Source organism: Marinobacter sp., from assembly GCF_041690615.1.
Taxonomy (GTDB): domain Bacteria; phylum Pseudomonadota; class Gammaproteobacteria; order Pseudomonadales; family Oleiphilaceae; genus Marinobacter.
This window is the reverse complement of record NZ_JAWLGY010000005.1, coordinates 21436-44595: the sequence shown is the minus strand read 5'-3', so window position 1 is coordinate 44595 and position 23160 is coordinate 21436. Positions and strand designations below refer to the sequence as shown.

The following is a 23160-nucleotide window of genomic DNA, read 5'->3' as shown; positions in this document are numbered from 1 at the left end:
AGCCATTCTATGAATTGTTGTCGGAAGTCCCGGCCAGGGGCTTCCACCGCACCGCCACGCCGTTGCTATAGCGGGCATCAACCCGTTCCACCTGATCCGCCCGGTTCGCCAGCTGTTCACCATAAACCGTGAGAAACCGTTCAAACCGTTGCTCCACCTGGTCACGCCCCAGGGCCACCTCGATGCCGTTAGCCAGGGTCAGGGTCCACGCCCCCCGCTCTTCCAGCGCGATGCCGGCGAAGCCGATACCGTGAGCGTCCAGGGTATCGGCCATAAGCCGCCCCATGTCGACCACCTCACGGGCTCGCCCTTCCGGTCCCCGCAAGCGTGGCAGCATACCGGCCACTTCCCGGTTGGGCGGCGAGAATACCTCGCCGGTGCGGCTGATCAGCTGGGTATCGTTCCAGTAAGCCAGTGGCCTGCGCTCACGGACCTCCACCACCAGCCCGTCCGGCCAGGCACGCCTGACAGCGGCACTTGCCACCCAGGGGCGCTGTTCCAGTGAGCGCTTGATATCCGCCAGGTCTGTCGTAAAGAAGCTCTCCCCAAGCCAGCGCCCCGCGTGGCGCTCCAGGCCATTACGGCTTTCTCCCCGGAGCGTTCCCTGCACTTCCACATGCATGAATTGCCGGTCCATGGCCGCCAGCAACTGCCCGGTACCCCATGGCAGCAGGGCTGCGGCGAACAGCACCACGGTGCCGATACCGATCTTGCCCCAAGGCACGCTGGCCAGCACCTGCGTCAGCACATCCAGCAGATTCTGCTCAGGCCCGGACGAGGTCGCCCCGCGCCGCCTGGGCGGCTCGGACGGCACAAACCGGCCTCGTAGCAGCATCTGCTCAAACATCGGCGCCCTCCCCGGACGGCAGCGTATCCTGAAGTATCCTCACTACCAGCTCTGACATGCCGATACCGGCGGCCTGGGCCGCCATAGGCACAAGGCTGTGATCGGTCATGCCCGGCACGGTATTGACCTCCAGCAACCAGAAACGGCCTTCCTGGTCCTCCATGATGTCCACCCGCCCCCAGGTACGACCGCCGATGACCCGGAATGCCTCCACCGCCAGGTTCTGGATCAGTGCTTCCTGCCACTCATCCAGCCCGCAGGGCACCTGGTAACGGGTATCATCGGCCAGGTACTTGGCGTCATAGTCGTAAAAATCGTGGTCCGTGCTCAGGCCGATCACCGGCAGCGCCTGCTCCTGCAGCAGACTGACGGTGTACTCCGGCCCTTCGATCCACTCTTCCACCAGCACCAGCGGATCATGGCTTGCCGCCTCCCGGTACGCCGCGACCAGCTCGTCCCGGTTGCGTACCTTGCGGACACCGATGCTGGAACCTTCACGGGACGGCTTCACACTGAGCGGGAACGTCAGGTCAGCGATGATGGCGCCAGCCTCATCTTCGCGGTTCATGGCGCGAAACGCCGGGGTTGGCAGACCGCAACCGGCAAACACAAACTTTGTCCGTAACTTGTCCATGGCCAGGGCCGACGCCAGCATTTCGCTGCCGGTGTAGGGAATCCCCGCCTGGGACAGGATGGCCTGCAAGGTACCGTCTTCACCGCCTCGCCCATGGAGGGCAATGAACACCCGATCGAAATCCGGGTTTCTTACCGCGTCCAGCAGGCATCCGGTGATATCACGGGCAAAGGCATCCACCCCGGCTTCCTGCAGGGCCCGGGTCACCGCCTGCCCGCTCTTGAGAGAGACTTCACGCTCGGCAGAGTCTCCCCCCATGAACACCGCCACGCGGCCCAGTGCCGCACGGGTCTGCGGATCTACCTGAAAAGTCCGGTTTCTGGCGTCAGCCACGTCCAATCACTCCATTCGCTGCAAGTTTTGCTGCCACACCGCCAATATCGCCGGCCCCCTGGGTCAACAGGAGATCCCCTTCCTGCAGGATGTTGGCCAGCAGGTTCTCCAGATTGACGGCATCTTCCACAAACACCGGGTCTACCTGGCCCCGCTGACGGATGCTGCGGCACAACGACCGCCCATCGGCACCCGGCACCGGGGCTTCTCCGGCCGGATAGACATCCATCAGCAGCAGGGTGTCCACCTCGGACAATACCCTGACAAAGTCCTCGTAGAGATCCCGGGTGCGGGAATAGCGATGGGGCTGGTACAGCATTACCAGTCGACGACCTGGCCAGGCACCCCTGGCGGCCCGGATGACCGCTTCCACCTCCGTGGGATGATGGCCATAGTCATCCACCAGGGTCACAGAACCCTTACCAACCGGATAATCGCCATAAACCTGGAAGCGACGGCCAACCCCTGCAAATCCGGACAGACCACGACAGATGGCGGCATCTTCGACGCCTTCATCCGTGGCCACGGCAATCGCGGCGAGGGCGTTCAGCACGTTGTGGCGTCCGGGCATGCGCAGCTCAACCGGCAGATCACTGCGACCACCGGGGCGCTTGACGGTGAAGCGGGTGCGCAGACCATCGGACTCGATGTCCGTGGCCCGGTAGTCCACATCTTCCCGTTCAATGCCGTAGGTGATGATGGCCCGGGATATCCGTGGCAGTATTTCCGCCACATAGGGATCGTCCAGGCACATGACCGCAACGCCATAGAACGGCAGGTTGTGAAGGAATTCCACAAAGGTTTTCTTCAGCTGGGCCACGTCACCGCCGTAGGTGTCCATGTGGTCGGCTTCGATATTGGTGACCACTGAAATGACCGGTGTCAGATGAAGGAAGGAAGCATCACTTTCATCCGCCTCCGCGACCAGGTACCGGGAACCACCAAGCTGGGCGTTGGTACCGGCGCTGTTTAGCTTGCCGCCAATCACGAACGTCGGATCGAGGCCGGCCTCGCCAAGTACAGACGCAATCAGGCTGGTGGTGGTTGTCTTGCCATGGGTGCCAGCCACCGCAATGCCATGGCGGTAACGCATGATCTCCGCCAGCATCTCCGCCCGGGGCACAATCGGCACTCGCCGGGCCCTGGCCGCGGACACCTCGGGGTTGTCGGCATTAACCGCCGATGACACCACAACCACATCGGCCCGGTCGCTGTTGCTCTCCCGGTGGCCAATATGAATGGTCACCCCGAGGCCCTTGAGCCTGTCGGTCACCGGGCTTTCCTTGAGATCTGAACCAGAGACCTGGTAACCCTGGTTCTTGAGGACTTCGGCAATGCCACACATGCCGGCACCACCGATGCCCACAAAATGAATGTGGCGTATACGGCGCATTTCAGGCACCTGGTATACCAGCGGCGGATTGGTGAGATCAGACATGGGCAGCCTCCAGACAGTAATTCACGACTCTCTCCGTTGCATCGGGGCGCGCCAGCGTACGGGCTGCACGGGCCATGTCAACCAGACGTTCGGGGTTCGCAAGCAGGTCCGCCAGGGTATCCGCCAGCAGGGTTTCGGTCAGTTTGTGCTGTGGCATCAACAAAGCCGCACCAGCCTTGACCATATAGTCGGCGTTGCGGGTCTGATGATCGTCCACGGCATGGGGGAATGGCACCAGCAATGCCCCGACACCTGCAGCACAGAGTTCGGAGATGGTGAGCGCACCGGCGCGGCAGATCACCAGGTCCGCCCAGCCATAGGCCTCTGCCATATCCTTGATAAACGGTTCGACCGAGGCATTCACACCCGCTGCCTCATAGGCTGCCAGGGCCGTTTCCTGATGTCGCTCACCACACTGGTGACGAATCTCCGGTCGCAGCTCCTGTGGCAACCCGGCGACTGCTGCGGGAACCCTTTCATTGATGGCGGTGGCACCCAGGCTGCCTCCCAGCACCAGCAGGCGGCGGGAGCCACGGCGATCAGCCATTCGCTGCTCCGGCCCGGGCAGAGCGGCCACATCAGTGCGCACCGGGTTACCGGTGCAACGGGTGATGACGCCGGATCCGAAACTGCCTGGAAATGCTTCCATCACGGTCTTGGCAAAGCGGGCGAGGATACGATTGGTCATACCGGCGATGGCATTCTGCTCATGGACCAGCAGCGGGCGCCGGGTAAGCCAGGCCGCCATACCGCCAGGACCGGTTACAAACCCGCCCATGCCAATCACACAGTCCGGCTTCACTCGGTTAACGACCGCCAACGCCTGCCAGAGCCCCCTGATCAGCCGGAAGGGGGCCAGCAACAGAGCCAGCCGCCCTTTGCCCCTGAGGCCGGACACACTGATGGTGGACAACGGGATATCGGTCTCGCCGACGAGCCGCTCTTCCATGCCACCAGCGGATCCCAGCCAGTGCACTTCGTGCCCCTGCTCCTGGAGCTTTCGGGCGGTAGCCAGCGCAGGGAAGACATGCCCACCGGTACCCCCGGCCATGATCAGAAACCGTTTCGTCATGACGCCCCCCTTGCCCGGTTGGCGGGGGCCTGTTCCGAAGAAGTCGCGGCCAGTTGCTGCTGCCGTTCCATCTCGATACGGACCAGAATGCCAATACTGATGCAGACCACCAGAAGGCTGGAACCACCGTAGCTCATCAACGGAAGGGTCAGCCCCTTGGTGGGCAGCAGTCCTGTGTTGACGGCCATGTTAATCATCGCCTGAAGGCCCAGCAGCAGGGTCAGGCCGTAGGCAAAGCAGGCCGCAAACCCCATCCCCTGACGCTCGGCCTTGCGGGCAATCACGAAGCCGGACAGCACCAGCACCGCGAACAGGGCCAGGATGATCGCCGAACCGATCAGCCCGAACTCTTCGGCGGTGATGGCGAAGATAAAGTCCGTGTGTGCCTCAGGCAGGTAGAACAGCTTCTGGATCGAATTTCCCAGCCCCACACCGGACCACTCGCCTCGGCCAAAGGCAATCAACGACTGGGTGAGCTGATAACCGGTGTTGTACTGGTCCTGCCAGGGGTCCAGGTAGCTCACCACCCGCTTGAGACGGTAGGGCTGGGTAATGATCAGTACCGCACCGAGCACCACACACACGGCGATCAGGGGAACGAAGCGGGTGAGCCGGACGCCACTGAGGAATATCATGCCAAGAGCGGCAGTCATCAGCACCACGGTGGCCCCGAAGTCCGGCTGGATCACCAGTAAGGCGGAGGCAACACCCAGTACAAGAACCGGCTTGATAAAGCCCCACCAGCTGTTCACCAGTTCGTTCCGGCGCCGCACAACATAGCCGGCCAGGTAGGCAATCAGACAAAGCTTGGCCACCTCCGACACTTGTACATTGAACAGCCCCAGCGGAATCCAGCGGGTGGAACCATTCACGGTCTTGCCCATGGGTGTCAGTACCAGCACCAGCGAAGCCATACCGATGGCCAGCAGTAACCAGCCACTGCGGTACCACCAGGAAACCGGGACGTTGGCGGCCGCAAGGGCCAGTGCACAGCCCAGCCCGGCAAAGATCAGCTGGCGAACGGCATAGTAGTAGCTGTTACCCAGGTTGGCGGCCGCCGTATCCATGGACGCAGACGCAATCATGACGATACCGATCATCAGCAGTGCGGCAGCACTCACTACCAGCCAGGGCAGCGGCTGAGACAGGAGCCCATGGGGCAAACGGTGCTGTACAGAGCCGGATAGTTGCATCACAAGCCCCCCACTGCCTGGCGGAAGCGGTTTCCCCGGTCTTCATAGCCGGAGAACATGTCAAAGCTGGCGCAGGCCGGGGACAGTAGCACCCGGTCCCCCTTGTGGGCAGCCCTGGCAGCCAGCTCAACGGCGTTCGTCATCGAGTCACCCCGCTCCACCGGCACCGCCCCGGCCAGGGCCTCTGCGATACGGTCAGCATCCTGGCCAATCAGCACCACGGCCCGGCAATGCTCGGCGACCGGCCGGGCCAATGGACTGAAGTCGGCCCCCTTGCCATCGCCGCCGGCAATCAGCACGATCCGCTCACAGCCCGGGGCAAGGCTGTCCAGCGCGGCAACGGTAGCGCCCACGTTGGTACCCTTGGAGTCGTTGATAAACTCCACGCCGTTAACCATGCCCACGGGCTCGCAACGATGTGGCAGACCGCGAAACTCGCAGGCGGCGCGGGCCATGGTGTCCAGTGGCCAGCCGGCGGCACGGCCCAGGGCCAGAGCCGCCATGACGTTGCTGATATTGTGCAGGCCCGCCAGTTTCAACTCGCGGGTGTTCAGCAGGTTATCCAGGCCCCAGGTGATCCACAGCCCTTCGTCGTCCTCCCTGGTACTGAAGGTTTCAGGGTTCACCCGGTAAAAGCCGTAACAGATGAAGTTCAGGGTGTCCCTGGCCATGGGGGTACTCAACGCATCATCCAGGTTGACCACAGCGTTCCGTGCACCCCGGAAAATTCGCTGCTTGGCCTGGTAGTAGGCCATTTTCGACGGATAACGATCCATGTGGTCATCGCTGACGTTCAGCACCGTCGCCACTTCCGCGTTCAGCTCGTGAGTGGTTTCCAGCTGGAAACTGGACAACTCCAGAATAAAAACGTCCGGCTTCTCACCCAGCAGGTCCAGCGCAGGTGTGCCAATATTGCCACCAACGGCCGCCTTTACCCCGCAGGCAAGGGCCAGCTCGCCTACCAGGGTAGTAACCGTCGTCTTGCCGTTGGAGCCGGTGATCGCAATGATCGGCGCATCTGCCGCCTCGGCAAACAGGTCAATATCGCCCCGAACCAGGGCACCCCGCTTGGCGGCTGCCGCAATGGCCGGTTCACTGACGGCAATACCGGGACTGACAACCAATTCGTTGAAGCCACTGAACCAGTCAGGCTCGAAATCACCGGTACGAACCTCCACCTCTGGCCACTGCTGTTGCAGCTGTTCCAGGCCGGGCGGCCGGGGACGACTGTCTGCCACCGCCACCTCGCGCCCGAGGCCGGTCAGATAGCGCACGCAGGAGAGCCCGGTCTTACCCAGGCCCACCACCAGTGTGCGACGATCCGAAGCGATAACAGCCATGCTCTTACTCTTTCCTTAACGCAGTTTCAGGCTTGAAAGCCCGATCAGAACCAGAATCACGGTAATCACCCAGAACCGGACGATAACCCTCGGCTCCGGCCAGCCCTTGAGCTCAAAATGGTGATGCAACGGAGCCATTCGGAAAATCCGGCGGCCGGTAAGGCGGAACGACGCTACCTGCAGGATGACCGAGATGGTTTCCATCACAAACACGCCACCCATGATGAACAGAACGATCTCCTGGCGAACAATGACCGCCACCACACCCAACGCAGCCCCCAGAGCCAGGGCCCCCACGTCCCCCATGAACACTTGTGCGGGGTAGGTGTTGAACCACAGGAACCCCAGCCCGGCCCCCACCAGGGCGCCACAGAAAACAATCAGCTCGCCACTGCCGGGCAAATGAGGAATCAGCAGGTAGTTGGCGAACTGGGTGTGACCGGAGACATAGGCAAAAACCGCAAGGGCACCGGCCACCATCACCGTTGGCATGATCGCCAGGCCATCCAGGCCGTCGGTCAGGTTCACGGCGTTGCTGCTGCCAACGATCACGAAGTAGGTGAGCAGGATGAACAGCACCGGGCCCAGGGTGAGCGACACGTTCTTGAAGAACGGTAAATACAGAGAGGTTTCCTGGGGCAGCGCGGAACTGTAAAACAACCCCACTGCAGCGACCGCACCAATGACCGACTGCCAGAAATACTTCCAGCGTGCCGGCAGCCCTTTCGGGTTCCGTTCCACCACCTTACGGTAATCATCGACCCAGCCGATGGCTCCGAAACCCAGGGTGACCAGCAGGGTTATCCAGACATACCGATTACCCAGGTCTGCCCACAACAACGTACTGATTGCGATAGCCACCAGTATCAGGGCGCCGCCCATGGTGGGTGTCCCCGCCTTGCTAAGGTGCGTCTGTGGTCCGTCATCCCGGACCGCCTGGCCAATCTGATACTGGCTCAGTTTGCGAATCATCATGGGACCGATCAGCAGCGAGATCAGCAGTGCCGTGAGGGTGCCAAGGATCGCCCGCAGGGTCAGGTACTGGAACACCGTCAGTTCATCGATATACGGTGCCAGCAGTTCTGTCAGCCAGAGCAGCATGAATGTCCTACCTTTTCTTGTAACAACCTGACTGCCTCGTCCATGGCAGAACTACGGGACCCCTTGACCAGCACGGTCAAGGGGCCGGTGATATGGTTCAGCAGCCAGTCCACAGCCTGCTCATGGGTATCGAAACGCCGGGCACGGTCACCGAAGCCGGAAGCGAGGGCATCACCATCGTCGCCGGCACCGGTCACCAGCAACTGATCTATTCCCAGCTTGTGGGCATGGGCGCCCACACCCTGGTGCAGCTCAACGGAATCCGCGCCAAGCTCGGCCATAACTCCCAGCAACGCAACCCGGGTACCCGGGGTTCCGGCCAGGACCCCCAGGGCCGCCTTCATGGAGCTGGGGTTGGCGTTGTAACTGTCATCAATCACGGTCACCCGGTCATTGAGAACCTTTCGTTCCAGTCGCCCGGATGCCGGTTTTACGGAAGCCAGACCGCTGCGAACCGAAGTTTCAGTAGCCCCCAGTGCTTCTGCTGCGGCCATCGCCAGCAGCGCGTTGGAGATATTGTGTTCGCCCGGCAAGGCGATATCGAGCTGACACTCGCGGCCATCGCTGACCGCCACTTGTACCCGGTAACCTTCGCCAACGGATTCGAACCGGGCGCAGCGGTAGTCGGCAGCTCCACCACGGGCACTGACGGAGACCACCCTGCGGACACCGGCACGCTGTTTCCACCGCGGGTAGGCCGGGTCGTCGGCATTGAGAACCACGGTACCGTCACTCCGGACTCCGTCGATGATCTCGCCCTTGGCCTGCACAATATTGTCGTAACTGCCAAAGCCTTCCAGGTGGGCTTCGCCGGCATTGGTAATCACCGCCACATCCGGCCGCGTTGCGGTCACGGTGTGGGCGATTTCACCGAGCCCGCTGGCCCCCAGTTCGATAACCGCGAACCGGTGTTCCGGCGATATCCGGAACAGGGTCAGGGGGGCGCCAATGTGGTTGTTGAGATTGCCCCGGGTGGCGAGCGTGTCACCTTCGTTGGCCAGAATGGCGGCAAGCATTTCCTTCAGGGTGGTCTTGCCACTGCTTCCGGTAATCGCCACGACACCTGCCCGGCTCTGCTCCCGGTTGAAACGGCCCAGGTCCGCCAGGGCCTGAACGGTATCGGCAACCACCAGCTGTGTCAGTGCCACGTCCGGGTCCGGGGTGTCGACCACCGCAGCGACGGCACCCGCTTTCCGAGCGGCGTCGAGAAAGCCATGGCCATCAAAGCGTTCACCCCGCAGTGCAACAAACAGGTCGCCCTCTCGCAGGGTGCGGGTATCGGTGACAATCCGCTCGACCACTCCATCGGCAGTCGGGGCGGTGGCACCCACCACGCCAGCCAGCTCCAGCAACCGGAATGTACGCATCATGCCGCACCTCCGTTAAGGCCCAGTGCCTGCTGTACCTGCACGACGTCGCTGAACGGCGTCCGTTTGCCATTGCGCTCCTGCCAGGCCTCATGGCCCTTGCCGGCAATCAGCACCAGATCGCCCGGCCTGGCCATGTCCACCGCCGAACGGATGGCATCGCCCCGGTCATGGATCACAGTGGCAGCTCCGGCATTCTCCAGCCCCGCCAGCATGTCTTTCACAATGTCTTCGGGGGATTCGGTGCGGGGATTGTCGTCCGTCAGGATGATATGGTCCGCGCCTTTCTCAGCCTCCCGGGCCATTTCCGGACGCTTGCCCTTGTCCCGGTCGCCGCCACAGCCGAACACGCAGATCAGCTGCCCCCGGGTATGGGGGCGCAAAGCTGACAGGGCATTGGCCAGGGCATCGGTGGTGTGGGCATAGTCCACCACAACCCGTACACCACCCGGCCCGCTGAAGCTTTCCAGCCGGCCCGGCGGAGCGGTCAGCCCGGACACCGCCCGCTGAACCTGATCAACCGAGACGCCCAGATTCAACACAACGGCTACGGCGGCTAGCATATTGCTGGCATTGAAGCTTCCCATCAGTGGCGCCGACAGGGTGAAATTCCCCCACTGGCCATCCACGTCGGCCTCGAAGCCATCGGGCGTGGGGGTAAAGCGGGTCAGCCAGAGTTCCGTCTGTGATTCGTGGAGACTGTAACGGACCCGGTCGCACAGGCCTTCCGTCTGTTCGAACAGCTGACGCCCGAACGGATCATCAAAGTTGATGACCGAGAAGTGCAGCCCTTCACGGGTAAACAGGGAGGCCTTGGCCTGGCCATAGGCTTCCATTGTACCGTGGTAGTCTAGGTGATCACGGGTCAGGTTGGTGAACACGGCACCAATCATCGCCACGCCATCGATGCGCCCCTGGTCCAGCGCGTGGGAGGACACCTCCATGGCCACAGCCCGGGCTCCCTTCCGCGCCATTTCAAACAGCGCCCTGTTGACTTCCACCACATCCGGGGTGGTATGGGTCGCTTCCCTGAGCTCCCCGGGCATGCCATAACCCAGGGTGCCCAGCACGCCACAGGGCAGCCCGGCCGAGCCGAGCAGCTGGGATATAAAACTGGTGACAGAGGTCTTGCCGTTGGTGCCTGTAACGCCGATAACCCGAAGGCGCCGGGAAGGGTGCTCATAGAAGCGATCAGCAATCTGCCCCAGACAGGAGCGCAGTTCAGGCACAGGAACCACCAGTACCCCGCGGTACTCATAACAGGGGGCCGGACTGACCGCGTCGAGCATGATGACAATTGCGCCGGCATCAATGGCGTTGTCCACATAATGATCCGCCGCAGTCCGCCCTCCCGGGAGCGCCACAAAGGCATCGCCACCAGTCACCTGCCGGCTGTCGGTACGCAAACCATGGATGGTGACGTCGAACACTGACGGCACTTCCACAATACCCTGCAGCAGGCTGCCAAGAGAGGTCATACACATGGGCTACCCTCGCTCCCCGACGCTGCCGGGCGCACGGGCATCCGCGTCCACGGCGGTCAGCTCCGGTCTGACGTTCAGCAGCCGCAAGGCGTCGCTCATAACCCTTGCGAACACCGGCGCGGCCACTTCGCCACCGTAATAGTCTCCACCCTGGGGTGCATCCACGGCGACCACGGTAACGATCCTCGGGTTATCCATGGGCGCCATACCGGCAAAGATGGCCTTGTACTGACTGTCTTCATACCCTCGGGCACCCACCAGGTGTACCGTACCGGTTTTGCCACCGGCCGTATAAAGCGCAGGACTGGCGCGTTTTCCGGTCCCTTCCTCGACAACAGCCTGCAGCATGTCACGGACCTGGGCAGCCGCGGTTTCTGAAATCACCCGCTCGCCCACCGGCGGCTGGTCCTGGCGCATGACGCTGACCGGGTAACGGATGCCGCCGTTGGCAACGGCCATGTAGGCCTGGGCCAGCTGCAGGGCATTCACGCTCATGCCATAACCGTAGGACAGGGTGGCCTCCTCAACCGGGCGCCACTTGTCTGTCATGGGCAGCACGCCCACCGCCTCGCCAGGAAACCCAATGCCCGTGGGCTGCCCGAGCCCCAGGCGATAGTAGAAATCACGGATCACGTCGCCCCCGATATCGGTCGCAATCATGCTGACACCAACGTTGCTGGAACGGGAAATGATCTCCGTAACCGGCAGCTCACCGTAATTGCGATGATCCCGGATGGTAAAACGGCCAAAACGCCGGAAGCCCGGCGCGGTATCGATCATGGTATCCGGCTGGTATTTGCCGGTTTCCAGTGCTGCCGCCACCGCCAGGGGTTTCATCGTGGAGCCGGGTTCGAACAGATCGGTCAATGCCTTGTTGCGAAGACGCCCCGGACTCAGCGAAGTACGGTCATTGGGATTAAAGGACTGCTGGTTCACCATGGCCAGCACTTCACCGGTGGAGACATCCAGCATCACCAGGGTACCGCCGCGGGCCTTGTGGGCCTGGACCACGGCCTTCAGCTCCCGGTAGGCCAGGTATTGCAGACGCAGGTCGAGACTCAGGGTCAGATCCTTGCCTGGCCGGGCATCACGGATCAGGGAAAGATCGCGGATAAGGCGCCCCCGGTTGTCCCGGAGAAGACGTTTGCGGCCAGGAATACCACTGAGCCACTCGTTGTAGGACAGCTCGATGCCTTCCTGACCCTTCTCGTCGATATCGGTGAACCCCACCAGATGGGCGGCAACCTCGCCGGCGGGATAGTAACGCTTGTACTCGAGCCGGCTGTATAGCCCGGGAATCCCCAGTGCAAGCACCTCCCGGGCAAGGGAAGGCTGGAGCTTGCGACTGACATAGATGAACTCGCGGGAGGCATAGTCCCTCAGCCGTTGACGGAGCCGTGCCTCGGTCATGTTCAGCAACCGGGCCGCGGTCGCCAGCCGCGGGTCCTCGGGGTCCGTCTCGCCCGGGTTCGCCCAGAGGGTTTCAACCGGGGTACTCACCGCCAGGGGCTCACCGTAACGATCGGTGATCATGCCCCGATGGGCGTCGATGGGATCCACCCGGATCGTCCTGACGTCGCCCTGCTTGCGCAGGAACTCCTGATCAACCACATGCAGGTCAACCAGGCGCCAGCCCAGCGCAGCCACCACTACCAGGAAAACACCCACAACAGAGCCAAAGCGCCAGGCTTTCAGGCCGGCGGCAAGCTTCTTCATGAATGTGGACTTATCCTGTCTGACGGACATGACGGGCTCTTATTTCGTGACCGATGCAAACCGGTCTGTATTGGCGTATGGCACGAGCACAATGTGCTCCCGCCCCGGCACCACCATTTCGAACTCATCCACGGCCTTGCGCTCAATACGACCGTGGGCGCTGAGGGCGCTCTGCTCCAGCAACAGCTGGCTCCACTGGCGGTGATAGGCATCCCGATCCACCTGGAGGTCCGACAGCGTGTTGTACAGCTCCCGGTTCTGGTGAGCGCTGACAGCCACCCCGATGGCTGAGCCAATCAGCAGCACCGCCAGCCCGAGGGTGACAACAACCTGCGGTTCTGCCAGCGTGCGGAAGATGCGCCCGGAAAGCTTGAGGGCATCGGATACCCTTCCACGCACGGTTTCCCTTGTCAGTACCGGCGTTTTCGCCGGCTTTTCCAGTGTGACTGCGCTCATGGCGTTGACTCTCCCTCTGTGTCGGCGCGGCGCTCAAGCACCCGCATGACAGCACTCCGGGCCCGGACGTTCTGCTCAATTTCGGGCTCACTGGCTTTCAGGGCCTTGCCCACCAACCGAAATGGCGGCTCCACATCCTGCGCCTTTACCGGCAAGCCGCGTGGTAGCTGCGGCCCCCGTGACAAATCCCTCATGAACCGTTTAACGATCCGGTCCTCAAGGGAGTGAAAACTGATTACGACCAGGCGACCACCCGGCTCAAGCAGATCCACCGCCTGTTGCAACCCGGTCTCCAGGTCATCCAGCTCCCGGTTGATAAAGATGCGCACCGCCTGAAAGGACCGCGTCGCTGGATGCTTGTGTTTTTCCTTTTTCGGAACAGCCTGGCGCACCAGCTCCGCAAACTGACGGGTGGATGACAGTGGTTCTTCTTCACGCAGGGTAACCACGGCCCGGGCGATGCGCCGGGAGAACCGCTCTTCGCCGTAGCGCCAGATAACGTCGGCAATTTCCCGCTCGCCGGCAGTGTTCAGCCACTGGGCTGCACTCTGCCCCCGGGTCGGGTCCATTCGCATATCCAGCGGGCCATTACTCATAAAGCTGAAGCCGCGCTCCGGGTCATCCAGCTGGGGCGAGGAAACACCCAGGTCCAGCAGCACCCCGGACACCGCTCCCGGCTTCCAACCCTGGGCGGCGGCCGCGTCAGCCATGTCAGCAAATGACCCGTGATAAACGACGAAGCGGCCGTCCTCGGCCGCCAGAGCTTCTCCGAACCGGACCGCTTCCGGGTCCTTATCAATCCCTAGCAACCTGCCCTCGCCCTCGAGATGCCGCAGAATCAGGCGGCTGTGGCCACCCCTCCCGAAGGTACCGTCCACGTAACGGCCGTCGCCACGCACCAGCAGCAGCTCAACGGCCTGATCAAGGAGAACCGAGCGATGCAGTGACTGGCCATCAGCCGCACCGGAAAAGTCAGCCGGCATCATAGCGACAGGGCCTCCATTTCCGGTGGCATTTCATCATCGCCATCATCCTCGTCGAGGAAGGCGAACCAACGCTCTTCGCTCCACAGCTCAAGCTTCTTGCCCTGACCGATCAGCATCAGCTTCTTCTCCAGGCGGGCGTAGCTCCGCAGCGTGGGCGGCACAAGTATGCGCCCGGCGGAATCCAGCTCCAGTTGCGTGGCATGGCCAATGATTAGGCGTTGCAGACGACGAGCCTTCTTGTTCATGTTGGGCAATGCCAGCACCTGGGTACGGACGTTTTCAAAGACCGGCTCGGGGTACAACAACAGGCAGCGCTCCTCATCAGCGTTGGCGGTCAGAACGATGCGACCACCGCACTCTTCCTGCAACTCTTCACGCACACGGGCAGGAATCGCCAAGCGACCCTTTGCGTCCATGTTGATTGCGTGACTACCAAGAAAGTTGCTCATCGCTGAAAGCGCAGACCCTGTTTATTGTGTTTCTTCCCCTGGTGGCGAGGTGTCACCAATCTCCACCTGACACCACTCCAAAACCACTAAAAACCACTACATTCCACTTTTTCCCACTTCTGCACACTATAGGAACACGCCAGACACAATGCAAGCATCAGAAGGGGCACGGACATTACAAAAGTTTCTTTAATGACAAGGAGTTAGGCGGTACGAATGGGGGAATCAGGAAAGACTCAGAAAAGAACTTCCGCCAAATCAAAAGCCTGCAAAATGTTTCGAAGAAAATAAACGAAGTCTAAGACTTTTTTGCTATAACAAATCCTGTCGTGAAACTACTCATTTCACAGGACGCCATCAACAATGGCGGAAGGCGACAATAAAGAAGGGAAAAGGCGAGCTCGCCGATAAGCCGGGTTCTGTCTTGGACAGTCATTCATCTAGGGCCTGCGTCACCACAGGCCTCAAGCAACCTACCCGAGTCCAGCGCGGGCCACGCCATAGGACTCCTATTTGGTCTTGCTCCAGGTGGGGTTTACCATCGCCGTGGACTGTTGCCAGCCACGCGGTGCGCTCTTACCGCACCATTTCACCCTTACCGGCGCCAAAGGCGCTTAGGCGGTATGCTTTCTGTTGCACTTTCCGTCGGCTTGCGCCGCCCAGGCGTTACCTGGCACCTTGCCCTGCGGAGCCCGGACTTTCCTCCCCCGGCGGTACCGGCGGCGACTGTCTGGCGAGCTCAGGCGAGACAATACCTGCGCACCCCTGCCGGCGCAAGGGAATTCTGAACCTTGACGCACTGCCTTGGCATGCCTACCGACGAGACTGACCGCTCACCCATCCTTCAGCTCGAGGGCCCGCTGATACAGGTCGTTCCGGGCAAGGCCGGTCAACTCCGCCGCCACCTTGACGGCTTTTTTCAGGGGCAGCTCCGCTATCAGCAGTGACAGGACCCGGTCCCCATCCACGGCCACCGGCCCCTGTCCTGAAGACGGAGCCCCGGAGACCATGACCACGTACTCCCCCTTACCGGAGTGGGCATCAGCATGAAGCGCCTCGATAACATCGGCAACGGAACCGGCATACCAGGTTTCGAATGCCTTGGTCAGCTCCCGGGCCAGGACCACCTCTCTTTCTGCACCCAGGGCGCTGCGAACGTCCTCCAGCAGGGCGACCACCCGACGGGGTGACTCATAGAACACCAGGGTAGCCACCTCCCGCGAAAGCGACTCCAGCACCTTGCCCCGGGCAACGGCCTTCGCCGGCAAAAACCCCGCAAACAGGAACCGGTCCGTAGGCAGGCCCGCCGCACTCAGCGCCGCCACCATGGCACAAGCGCCGGGCACCGGGACAACCCGGATACCTCGCTGGCGCGCAGCCCGAACCAGCACATAACCGGGATCGGAAATCAGCGGAGTGCCGGCATCGGAAATCAGCGCCACGGACTCGCCGCCGGCTATACGTTCCAGCAGTGCGTCGGAGCGCGCCCGTTCATTGTGGTCGTGGAGTGGCCACATGGCCTTGCTGACGCCCAGGTGCTGGAGCAATCGCCCACTGTGTCGCGTATCCTCTGCAGCCACCAGGTCCACCGACGCCAACACCTGCTCCGCCCGCCGGGACAGATCGTCAAGGTTGCCGATAGGTGTGGCCACGATAAAGAGCGTGCCGGCTCCGGAAGCCGACGGGGTGTCTGTATGCAATCGAAAATCCCCGATGTGAACTGTGAAAAGACCGCCAAGCTGGTAAACTTGCAGCCCTGACACCATTTACCAGAGAGACACTATGCCGGCCCGCGGCCGGTACCTCAAGGAGCCCTGCCTGATATGAGCTGTCACCTGCCGAACCTGCGCCGCCTTGCCCTGGCATCCACCCTGACGACCCTGTTAGCCACCGGCTGCACCCCGATCCAGCTGCAGGAAGATGCCATCCGCAATGCCAGCGACGCGCTGAATGCAGCTCAGGAAATGTCCCCCGGGGAGGAAACACAGCGCTTCCTGCTTCGCTCCGCCGCCAATTTCCAGGATCAGGACTCCCACGAGAATGCCCGCAGGATTCTGCGTTCCGGCGCATTCGAGGAGCCGGCAGAGGAACTGGGCAACCAGCATCTGTTACTGAGCATGGCCAGCATTGTCGCCCTGGAAGACCGTGAATGGGCCGAACAGGTGGCAACCGGGCTGGACCCGGCGCAGTACAACCAATACCCCGAGGACGTCCGCCCCCGGGCAGCAAGGCTTCAGCAGGCTGTCTATGAGCTGGCCGGAGCTCATCTGGATACGGCACGCCTGCTGATGGGCATCGACCCTGCCCTTGTAGGCCTCGACCGGCAGCAAGTCAATGACCGCATCTGGCAGGCACTGAAAAAGACGCCCGAGGACCAGCTTGAAGAAGCCGCCACCTCAGCCATCGGCTTTGAAAGTCAGGGCTGGTACGAACTGGCCGCCACGCTGCGGCAGCAGAGTCTGACCTTTGAAGCGCAGGGGCGTGCTGTGCGCAACTGGCAGTTCAACTGGATCGGGCACCAGGGCGCCGAAGCCCTGCCCAGTGAACTGACCATCATGACCCAGGTACTGGCTCAGCGCCCCGAACGTATCACCCTGGCCCTCCCCCTGTCCGGCCCCCTTTCAGCCGCAGGGAACATGGTTCGCGAAGGCTTCCTCGCCGCCTATTATGGGGACTCCCAACAGGACCGTGAAAGTACGTCCGAAGCCCCGGAAGAAACCGGATCTGACGATGAAGGCACTGTTCAGGCCAGCGACGCCAGCCATGGCATTACCATTACAATCGTCGATACCAACGGCCGCCCCATCAGTGAGCTGATGCCGGAGCTGCTGGCCGACAAGCCGGACCTGATCGTCGGCCCCCTTGCCAAGGAGGACGTGGCGGCGCTGGCCGAGGAAGAGTCCCTGCCGGTACCGGTTCTGGCACTCAACTATGCCCCGGAACAGGAGGGCCCCCGCCCCCCGCAACTGTTCCAGTTCGGCCTGTCAGCTGAGGACGAGGCACGCCAGATCGCCGAGAAAATCCGGGAGCAAGGCCTGAATACCGCCCTGGTCCTCATCCCCCGGGGCGACTGGGGCGACCGGGTTGCCGGCGCCCTGAAGCGGAAGATGGACGAGCTGGACGGCGTGATCCTGGACATGGAGCGCTACGCCGAGGAAGACAATCTGCGCAATGTGGCCGCAGAGCTGCTGGGAATCAACGTCAGCCGTGAGAGAGCGATTGAGCTGGAGCGCACCCTCGGCACAAACATCGAGTTCGAACCCCGGCGGCGGCAGGATGCGGATGCGATCATCATGGTTGCCGAGCCCAACATCGCCCGTCAGTTCAAACCGCTGTTCGCCTTCTATTACGCCGGCGATGTGCCGGTGTTCTCTCCATCGATCATCTACAGCGGTCGTCCGGACCCGACACGGGACCGGGACCTGAACGGTGTGTTCTTTACCGACCTGCCCTGGATCCTTGACCGGGAACCGGAGTTCCGCCAGCAGGCCTACGAGCAGTTCGACAACCTCGACGGTCCCCTGGGACGGCTGTTTGCCATGGGTGCCGATGCCTGGGCCCTGAGCACAAGACTGCCCCTGATGCAGCAGGTATCTGACACCCGGGTTGACGGCCATACCGGCGAACTCTGGCTCGACGGTAATAACCGCATTCACCGCGCCCAGATGTGGGGCGTATTCCGGGAAGGCGTTCCGGTCATTGCGTCAGGGGACGAACAGGCACCCGAAGAGATCGTCGAGCCTTTGCGAGACGGCGACATCGTCAACTGATATGGCAGCCAGGGAAGGCAGTCCGACAAACGGGCCCATGATATCCAGCCGCAAGGCCCAGGGCGACCACGCCGAAGCAGTGGCCGCAAGGTACCTGCAAAGCAAGGGTGTAAGGATTCTTGAGCGTAACGTCTATAATCGGGGCGGCGAGATTGACCTCGTGGGTCAGGACGATGAAATGCTGGTGTTCTTTGAGGTCCGCTTCCGCAAACGGGGTGGTCTGACGGATGGTGCAGAATCCATCGGCTGGCGAAAGCAACAGAAACTGCTCCGCGCGGTATCCTTTTATCTGCACAGGAACGGGCTCTGGGATCGCCCCTGCAGGATTGACGTGGTTGCCATCGCGCCTGGTACCACCCACCAATACCAAATCCGCTGGATCAGAAACGCAATTCAGGCAGATCTATGAACAGCAGTGACGACAACATCAGCCAGTGGTTTGCCAATCATATGGAACATACGGCCATGGCGGGCAGCCTGGCGGCACCCCTTATTCCAGCCGCCGCCGACCTTGTTGTGCAGGCGCTGCTGAATGACGGCAAGATTCTGGCCTGCGCCAACGGCAGTGCCAACACCCTGGCCCAGTATTTCTGCACCAGCCTGCTGGGGCGCCTTGACCAGGACCGCCCCGGGTTACCCGCCATCAACCTGGGTGCCGATGCGACCACCTATTCGGCGATCTGCCGCGACAACCGTTTCAACGAAACCTTCGCACGCCAGGTAACGGCCCTGGGCAAGCCCGGGGATACGTTGATGGTGTTCGTGGATGACGGCCACAAGGCCAACCTGATCCAGGCAATACAGGCCGCCCACGACCGGGATATCAACGTGATCGTGCTTAGCGCCCGGGAGAAGACTGATATCAGTGCACTGCTGCAGGCACACGACCTGGAGATCACCCTGAACGACCTCGACCCGGTATCTGCCACACCCATTATGATGTTGATTACCGGCGCCCTGTGCCGCCTCGTAGAGGAAAATCTTTTCGGCGGTTAGTGCCGGCAGTTCGATACAGCGGGAATGACGCAGCGACCAGGCCGTGCCGGTCGCCACAAGTCAGGGAAAGGCAGGAATAGCAGGACTTATTTTACGACCTTCAGGCTCGGGCGCCCACTGGGCCGCTCACTGTCGCCTTTGCCTTCGCGGCCAGCGTCCGAAGACGGCTTGCCGGTTCCATCGGGGTCCGGCGAACCCGGCTCGCTACCGAAGACCATCCCCTCACCGTTCTCGCGGGCATAGATCGCCATGACTGCCTGCAAGGGAATATAGACTTGCATGGGAACCCCGCCAAAGCGGGCACTGAACTCAAGAGCTTCGTCGCCGATGATGAGTGCCTTGACCGCCGACGGACTGATATTGAGTACGATCTGCCCGTTGGCGACATGATCAGCAGGAACCTGAACTCCCTGGATACTGGCATCCACGACAATATGCGGGGTGCAGTGGTTATCCAGGATCCAGTCATTGAAGGCTCTCACCAGGTAGGGTCGACTGGAGGTCATTGTCACCTTGTGCTCAGACACATTGCTCTCCCGGGACCAGGGGCGTCGCCCAGCAACGCCCCTGGATCAGTTAACTGCGGATGTCTTCTTCCAGATCAGACAGGCTGGCCTTGAAGCCTTCGCGACCAAAGATACGTTCCATATACTTGGTGATCGGCTTCGCCTGCTTCGGATCCAGCTCAATACCCATGGCGGGCAGACGCCAGAGAATCGGAGCAATACAGCAGTCCACAATGGTGAACTCCTCCGACAGGAAAAACGGCATTTCACCGAACAGCGGTGCCGTCGCCTGCAAGCTCTCACGCAATTCCTTGCGAGCGGTGTCGGAACCCTTGGCGGCAGGATCTGCCAGAATCTGGTCAACCAGCCCGCACCAGTCCTTCTGGATGCGATGGATCATCAGCCGGCTGTTCGCCCTGGCCACAGGATAAACCGGCAGCAGGGGCGGGTGCGGAAACCGCTCATCAAGGTATTCCATCATGATATTGGGCTCGTAGAGCACCAGGTCACGATCAACCAGCGTTGGCAGGGCGTTGTACGGATTCAGATCCGCCAGTTCCTCGGGCGGGTTGTCAGGATCGACATCCACCACATCAACGGTTACACCCTTTTCCGCAAGCACAATACGAACCCGATGGCTGTAGTGGCTGGAAGGGTCCGAGAAAAACGTCATTGATGACCTCTTGGTCACAACGCCCATAGAACGACTCCAAGATTGAATAAGACCAATACCCGTTGCTGAACGCAAAAAACCAGCGGGCCATTATGGCCCGCTGGATAATGTCAGCGTCGATTATACGCTAAAACGTCAGTGTACGTCTTTCCAGTACTCGCGGTTAAGCAGGTACGCAAAGATGAAGAACACCGCCACGAAGATCAGGACCAGAATACCCAGCCGCTCCCGCTCAACCTTGATGGGGTCCCCCATGTAGGAGAGGAAGTTGGTCAGGTCATACATGGCCTGGTTGAACTCACCTGGCTCCATGGTGCCTTCAATGGCCCAGTCCTCACAGATGTCGGTCCCGCGGACGTTGCCGCTCAGGGGATCAACACTCGGGTTGCTACCGATTTTCGGCGGTACCGCACACAGGCCCTGCTGCTCAACCATCACATGGGGCATGCCCACGTTATCGAATACCGCGTTGTTCACACCCAGCGGACGGGTCTCGTCCTTGTAGAACGCCCGGAAGTAGGAATAGAGCCAATCATCACCACGGACCCGTGAAACCAGGGTCAGATCGGGCGGCGCGTTACCAAACCAGTCTGCCGCCTGATCCTTGTCCATGCCGATTTCCATCAGCTCGCCAATCTTGGCACCGGTAAAGATCAGGTTTTCCTCGAACAGCTCTGCCGGAATTTCCAGATCGTCCGAAACACGCTTGTATCGGGCGTACTCCATGGAGTGGCAGCCAGCACAGTAGTTCATGAAGGTGGCCGCACCACGCTGCAGGGAAGCGTTGTTGGTGTGGTCAGCTTCCATAGTGTCCAGAGGAACACTCGGGCCCGCTGCCAGCGCCAGGGCCGGCAGGACTGTCATGAAAAGACCCAGAATCAGCTTTTTCATCCTGTCACCCTCTCTGGTACTGGCTTGGTTTTTTCCATGCGTGTGTAGAACGGCATGAGAATGAAATACAGGAAATAGAAGGTGGTCAGGATCTGAGCCACCAGGGTGCGACCCTCCGTTGCCGGCACGATACCCAGGTAACCCAGGATCACAAAGCTCACCGCGAAGATTGCGAGGGCAATCTTGCTCAGCCAGCCCTTGTACCGGATGGAGCGGACCGGGCTGCGATCCAGCCAGGGCAGTACAAACAGGATGGCAATGGCAGCACCCATAACCACAACACCCCAGAATTTCGCATCCAGACCGAACAGGTCAACCGTCACTGCCCGCAACATGGCGTAGAAGGGCGTGAAGTACCAGACCGGCGCAATGTGATCCGGTGTCTTCAGGGCGTTCGCCGGTTCAAAGTTCGGCTTCTCGAGGAACAGGCCACCCATCTCCGGGAAGAAGAACACCACCAGGAAGAACACGAAGAAGAACACAGCCACACCAAGCAGGTCGTGAACAGTGTAATAGGGATGGAACGGAATGCCGTCTTTCGGGATACCGTTTTCGTCCTTGTTCTTCTTGATGTCGATGCCATCGGGGTTGTTTGAACCCACTTCATGCAGTGCCAGGATGTGCAACACAACCAGGCCAAGCAACACGATGGGCAAGGCCACCACGTGCAGGGCAAAGAAGCGGTTCAGGGTAATTCCGGAGATCAGGTAGTCACCGCGGATCCACAGGGACAGGTCATCGCCGATTACCGGGATAGCGCCAAACAGGTTAACGATAACCTGGGCACCCCAGTAGGACATCTGGCCCCAGGGCAGCAGGTAGCCCATGAAGGCTTCGGCCATCAGCACCAGGTAGATCAGCATGCCGAAGATCCAGATAAGCTCGCGGGGCTTCTGGTAGGAGCCGTACATCAGGCCACGGAACATATGGAGGTAGACCACCACGAAGAAGGCCGATGCACCGGTGGAATGCAGGTAGCGAAGCAGCCAGCCCCACTCCACATCACGCATGATGTACTCGACGGAGGCAAAGGCGCCTTCCGCCGACGGGTTATAGCTCATGGTGAGCCAGATACCGGTAACCAGCTGGTTCACCAGAACCAGCATGGCCAGGGAACCGAAGAAGTACCAGACGTTGAAGTTTTTCGGCGCGTAGTACTTCGCCAGGTGCTTGTTCCAGGCCTCAACAATTGGCAGGCGCTCATCAACCCAGTTAATCAGCTTGTTCATTACGCAGCCCCCTCAGGATCCAGACCGACGGTCAGGGTGGTTTCGTCGTCAAAACGGTGGGGCGGTATTTCCAGGTTGGTGGGAGCCGGCTGGTTCGGATAAACCCGACCGGCCAGATCATACCGTGAGCCATGACAGGCACAATAGTAACCGCCAAGCCAGTTCTCGCCAAGGTCGGCCGGGGCCACTTCCGGGCGGTACTGAGGCGAACATCCAAGGTGGGTGCAAATACCGATCAGCACCGAGTAGCTCTCATTAAGGGACCGCAATTCGCCCTCAATGTAAGCGGGCTGGGTCGCACCCTCGGACAGCGGATCCTTGACCCGGTCATCCAGCTCGCGGATGCGCTCGATCATTTCTTCATCACGGCGGACAACCCAGACGGGCTTGCCACGCCACTCAACAGTCATTTGCTGACCCGGTTCAAGCTTGCTGACATTGACGGTGACCGGTGCGCCTGCCGCTTCCGCCTTGGCACTGGGATTCCAGGACGCCACGAACGGAACAGCCGCACCGACGACGCCGATACCCCCAACCACCGAAGTCGCGCCGATCAGGAATCGGCGTCGGCCCTGGCTAACGTCGCCATTGTTCATTATGGTTTTCTCCCATCAGGCAATGTAGTGACCGCCGCTGTAAGGCCGCGCACACATTGAAAAAGGACTTCACAACCCAAAAT

At 61.1% G+C, this 23160-nt stretch carries 22 protein-coding genes and 1 other RNA gene; 3 read left to right on the top strand and 20 right to left on the bottom strand.

Translation table 11 applies throughout. The annotated features are described in order from the left end of the window. Nucleotides 1-7 precede the first annotated feature (7 nt). From ACESMZ_RS05460 to rsmI, 15 genes are all read right to left on the bottom strand, one after another. Complete coding sequence (locus tag ACESMZ_RS05460) at nucleotides 8-847, bottom strand: cell division protein FtsQ/DivIB (protein ID WP_372955842.1); 840 nt, start codon at nucleotides 845-847, stop codon at nucleotides 8-10. Next, on the bottom strand, nucleotides 840-1814 hold the full coding sequence (locus ACESMZ_RS05455) for a D-alanine--D-alanine ligase (RefSeq protein ID WP_372972318.1): 975 nt from the start codon (nucleotides 1812-1814) through the stop codon (nucleotides 840-842). The genes ACESMZ_RS05460 and ACESMZ_RS05455 overlap by 8 nt, the downstream gene beginning before the upstream one ends. Next, the gene (gene murC / locus ACESMZ_RS05450) at nucleotides 1807-3252 is read right to left on the bottom strand and encodes a UDP-N-acetylmuramate--L-alanine ligase (RefSeq protein WP_372955840.1); all 1446 of its coding nucleotides are present in this window, start codon (nucleotides 3250-3252) and stop codon (nucleotides 1807-1809) included. Before murC ends, ACESMZ_RS05455 begins: the two co-directional genes overlap by 8 nt. Beyond that, nucleotides 3245-4324: an undecaprenyldiphospho-muramoylpentapeptide beta-N-acetylglucosaminyltransferase gene (murG, locus tag ACESMZ_RS05445; RefSeq protein WP_372955839.1), complete on the bottom strand. Its 1080-nt coding sequence runs from the start codon at nucleotides 4322-4324 to the stop codon at nucleotides 3245-3247. Before murG ends, murC begins: the two co-directional genes overlap by 8 nt. Beyond that, the gene (gene ftsW, locus ACESMZ_RS05440; RefSeq protein ID WP_372956044.1) at nucleotides 4321-5517 is read right to left on the bottom strand and encodes a putative lipid II flippase FtsW; all 1197 of its coding nucleotides are present in this window, start codon (nucleotides 5515-5517) and stop codon (nucleotides 4321-4323) included. The genes murG and ftsW overlap by 4 nt, the downstream gene beginning before the upstream one ends. Then, nucleotides 5517-6857: a UDP-N-acetylmuramoyl-L-alanine--D-glutamate ligase gene (gene murD, locus ACESMZ_RS05435; protein WP_372955838.1), complete on the bottom strand. Its 1341-nt coding sequence runs from the start codon at nucleotides 6855-6857 to the stop codon at nucleotides 5517-5519. The genes ftsW and murD overlap by 1 nt, the downstream gene beginning before the upstream one ends. Nucleotides 6858-6872: 15 nt before the next feature. After that, nucleotides 6873-7958 (bottom strand): phospho-N-acetylmuramoyl-pentapeptide-transferase, encoded by a 1086-nt coding sequence (mraY, locus tag ACESMZ_RS05430; protein WP_372972317.1) that lies wholly within the window; start codon nucleotides 7956-7958, stop codon nucleotides 6873-6875. After that, nucleotides 7943-9328 (bottom strand): UDP-N-acetylmuramoyl-tripeptide--D-alanyl-D-alanine ligase, encoded by a 1386-nt coding sequence (locus ACESMZ_RS05425; RefSeq protein ID WP_372955836.1) that lies wholly within the window; start codon nucleotides 9326-9328, stop codon nucleotides 7943-7945. The genes mraY and ACESMZ_RS05425 overlap by 16 nt, the downstream gene beginning before the upstream one ends. Next, nucleotides 9325-10809 carry a UDP-N-acetylmuramoyl-L-alanyl-D-glutamate--2,6-diaminopimelate ligase gene (locus tag ACESMZ_RS05420; protein WP_372955835.1) on the bottom strand — a complete coding sequence of 495 codons (1485 nt, stop codon included), beginning with the start codon at nucleotides 10807-10809 and terminating at the stop codon, nucleotides 9325-9327. The genes ACESMZ_RS05425 and ACESMZ_RS05420 overlap by 4 nt, the downstream gene beginning before the upstream one ends. Before the next feature lie 3 nt (nucleotides 10810-10812). After that, nucleotides 10813-12555, bottom strand: a complete 1743-nt coding sequence (locus ACESMZ_RS05415) for a peptidoglycan D,D-transpeptidase FtsI family protein (RefSeq protein WP_372972316.1) — start codon at nucleotides 12553-12555, stop codon at nucleotides 10813-10815. Nucleotides 12556-12564: 9 nt separating this feature from the next. Further along, the gene (gene ftsL / locus ACESMZ_RS05410) at nucleotides 12565-12981 is read right to left on the bottom strand and encodes a cell division protein FtsL (RefSeq protein ID WP_372955833.1); all 417 of its coding nucleotides are present in this window, start codon (nucleotides 12979-12981) and stop codon (nucleotides 12565-12567) included. Continuing rightward, complete coding sequence (gene rsmH / locus ACESMZ_RS05405; protein ID WP_372956043.1) at nucleotides 12978-13964, bottom strand: 16S rRNA (cytosine(1402)-N(4))-methyltransferase RsmH; 987 nt, start codon at nucleotides 13962-13964, stop codon at nucleotides 12978-12980. Before rsmH ends, ftsL begins: the two co-directional genes overlap by 4 nt. Further along, complete coding sequence (mraZ, locus tag ACESMZ_RS05400; protein WP_372955832.1) at nucleotides 13964-14416, bottom strand: division/cell wall cluster transcriptional repressor MraZ; 453 nt, start codon at nucleotides 14414-14416, stop codon at nucleotides 13964-13966. The genes rsmH and mraZ overlap by 1 nt, the downstream gene beginning before the upstream one ends. A gap of 392 nt (nucleotides 14417-14808) precedes the next feature. Continuing rightward, nucleotides 14809-15158, bottom strand: an RNA gene (rnpB, locus tag ACESMZ_RS05395) — RNase P RNA component class A. Between the two features lie 91 nt (nucleotides 15159-15249). After that, nucleotides 15250-16116, bottom strand: coding sequence for a 16S rRNA (cytidine(1402)-2'-O)-methyltransferase (gene rsmI, locus ACESMZ_RS05390; protein WP_372955831.1), 867 nt, complete (start codon nucleotides 16114-16116; stop codon nucleotides 15250-15252). A gap of 123 nt (nucleotides 16117-16239) precedes the next feature. Between rsmI and ACESMZ_RS05385 the strand changes: the two genes are divergently transcribed. Genes ACESMZ_RS05385 through ACESMZ_RS05375 form a run of 3 tightly spaced genes read left to right on the top strand, consistent with a single transcriptional unit; the run spans nucleotide 16240 to nucleotide 19182 of the window. After that, on the top strand, nucleotides 16240-18186 hold the full coding sequence (locus ACESMZ_RS05385) for a penicillin-binding protein activator (protein WP_372955830.1): 1947 nt from the start codon (nucleotides 16240-16242) through the stop codon (nucleotides 18184-18186). Nucleotides 18187-18223: 37 nt separating this feature from the next. Beyond that, nucleotides 18224-18595 (top strand): YraN family protein, encoded by a 372-nt coding sequence (locus ACESMZ_RS05380; protein WP_372955829.1) that lies wholly within the window; start codon nucleotides 18224-18226, stop codon nucleotides 18593-18595. After that, a complete protein-coding gene (locus tag ACESMZ_RS05375) occupies nucleotides 18592-19182 on the top strand; it encodes an SIS domain-containing protein (protein ID WP_372955828.1) in 591 nt (196 codons plus the stop codon). Before ACESMZ_RS05380 ends, ACESMZ_RS05375 begins: the two co-directional genes overlap by 4 nt. A gap of 86 nt (nucleotides 19183-19268) precedes the next feature. On the opposite strand, the gene ACESMZ_RS05370 is transcribed toward ACESMZ_RS05375, so the two are convergent. The 5 genes from ACESMZ_RS05370 to petA form a co-directional block, all read right to left on the bottom strand. Further along, nucleotides 19269-19688 (bottom strand): ClpXP protease specificity-enhancing factor, encoded by a 420-nt coding sequence (locus tag ACESMZ_RS05370; protein WP_372956042.1) that lies wholly within the window; start codon nucleotides 19686-19688, stop codon nucleotides 19269-19271. Nucleotides 19689-19758: 70 nt separating this feature from the next. Continuing rightward, nucleotides 19759-20388 (bottom strand): glutathione S-transferase N-terminal domain-containing protein, encoded by a 630-nt coding sequence (locus tag ACESMZ_RS05365; RefSeq protein ID WP_372955827.1) that lies wholly within the window; start codon nucleotides 20386-20388, stop codon nucleotides 19759-19761. 108 nt (nucleotides 20389-20496) lie between these two features. Beyond that, nucleotides 20497-21252: a cytochrome c1 gene (locus tag ACESMZ_RS05360; protein WP_372955826.1), complete on the bottom strand. Its 756-nt coding sequence runs from the start codon at nucleotides 21250-21252 to the stop codon at nucleotides 20497-20499. After that, nucleotides 21249-22481 carry a cytochrome b gene (locus tag ACESMZ_RS05355; RefSeq protein WP_372955825.1) on the bottom strand — a complete coding sequence of 411 codons (1233 nt, stop codon included), beginning with the start codon at nucleotides 22479-22481 and terminating at the stop codon, nucleotides 21249-21251. Before ACESMZ_RS05355 ends, ACESMZ_RS05360 begins: the two co-directional genes overlap by 4 nt. Continuing rightward, nucleotides 22481-23077 carry a ubiquinol-cytochrome c reductase iron-sulfur subunit gene (gene petA, locus ACESMZ_RS05350; RefSeq protein ID WP_372955824.1) on the bottom strand — a complete coding sequence of 199 codons (597 nt, stop codon included), beginning with the start codon at nucleotides 23075-23077 and terminating at the stop codon, nucleotides 22481-22483. The genes ACESMZ_RS05355 and petA overlap by 1 nt, the downstream gene beginning before the upstream one ends. Nucleotides 23078-23160 lie beyond the last annotated feature (83 nt).

Excerpts from the sequence above, each read along its gene's own strand:
- ACESMZ_RS05360 (WP_372955826.1), bottom strand. The coding sequence starts at position 21,252 with ATGAAAAAGCTGATTCTGGGTCTTTTCATGACAGTCCTGCCGGCCCTG.
- rsmH (WP_372956043.1), bottom strand. The coding sequence starts at position 13,964 with ATGCCGGCTGACTTTTCCGGTGCGGCTGATGGCCAGTCACTGCATCGC.
- ACESMZ_RS05385 (WP_372955830.1), top strand. The coding sequence starts at position 16,240 with ATGAGCTGTCACCTGCCGAACCTGCGCCGCCTTGCCCTGGCATCCACC.
- ACESMZ_RS05355 (WP_372955825.1), bottom strand. The coding sequence starts at position 22,481 with ATGAACAAGCTGATTAACTGGGTTGATGAGCGCCTGCCAATTGTTGAG.
- ACESMZ_RS05420 (WP_372955835.1), bottom strand. The coding sequence starts at position 10,809 with ATGTGTATGACCTCTCTTGGCAGCCTGCTGCAGGGTATTGTGGAAGTG.
- murG (WP_372955839.1), bottom strand. The coding sequence starts at position 4,324 with ATGACGAAACGGTTTCTGATCATGGCCGGGGGTACCGGTGGGCATGTC.
- ACESMZ_RS05365 (WP_372955827.1), bottom strand. The coding sequence starts at position 20,388 with ATGGGCGTTGTGACCAAGAGGTCATCAATGACGTTTTTCTCGGACCCT.
- mraY (WP_372972317.1), bottom strand. The coding sequence starts at position 7,958 with ATGCTGCTCTGGCTGACAGAACTGCTGGCACCGTATATCGATGAACTG.
- murC (WP_372955840.1), bottom strand. The coding sequence starts at position 3,252 with ATGTCTGATCTCACCAATCCGCCGCTGGTATACCAGGTGCCTGAAATG.
- murD (WP_372955838.1), bottom strand. The coding sequence starts at position 6,857 with ATGGCTGTTATCGCTTCGGATCGTCGCACACTGGTGGTGGGCCTGGGT.
- ACESMZ_RS05415 (WP_372972316.1), bottom strand. The coding sequence starts at position 12,555 with ATGTCCGTCAGACAGGATAAGTCCACATTCATGAAGAAGCTTGCCGCC.
- ftsL (WP_372955833.1), bottom strand. The coding sequence starts at position 12,981 with ATGAGCGCAGTCACACTGGAAAAGCCGGCGAAAACGCCGGTACTGACA.
- ACESMZ_RS05425 (WP_372955836.1), bottom strand. The coding sequence starts at position 9,328 with ATGATGCGTACATTCCGGTTGCTGGAGCTGGCTGGCGTGGTGGGTGCC.
- ftsW (WP_372956044.1), bottom strand. The coding sequence starts at position 5,517 with ATGCAACTATCCGGCTCTGTACAGCACCGTTTGCCCCATGGGCTCCTG.
- ACESMZ_RS05460 (WP_372955842.1), bottom strand. The coding sequence starts at position 847 with ATGTTTGAGCAGATGCTGCTACGAGGCCGGTTTGTGCCGTCCGAGCCG.
- petA (WP_372955824.1), bottom strand. The coding sequence starts at position 23,077 with ATGAACAATGGCGACGTTAGCCAGGGCCGACGCCGATTCCTGATCGGC.
- ACESMZ_RS05370 (WP_372956042.1), bottom strand. The coding sequence starts at position 19,688 with ATGACCTCCAGTCGACCCTACCTGGTGAGAGCCTTCAATGACTGGATC.
- ACESMZ_RS05375 (WP_372955828.1), top strand. The coding sequence starts at position 18,592 with ATGAACAGCAGTGACGACAACATCAGCCAGTGGTTTGCCAATCATATG.
- ACESMZ_RS05380 (WP_372955829.1), top strand. The coding sequence starts at position 18,224 with ATGATATCCAGCCGCAAGGCCCAGGGCGACCACGCCGAAGCAGTGGCC.
- mraZ (WP_372955832.1), bottom strand. The coding sequence starts at position 14,416 with ATGAGCAACTTTCTTGGTAGTCACGCAATCAACATGGACGCAAAGGGT.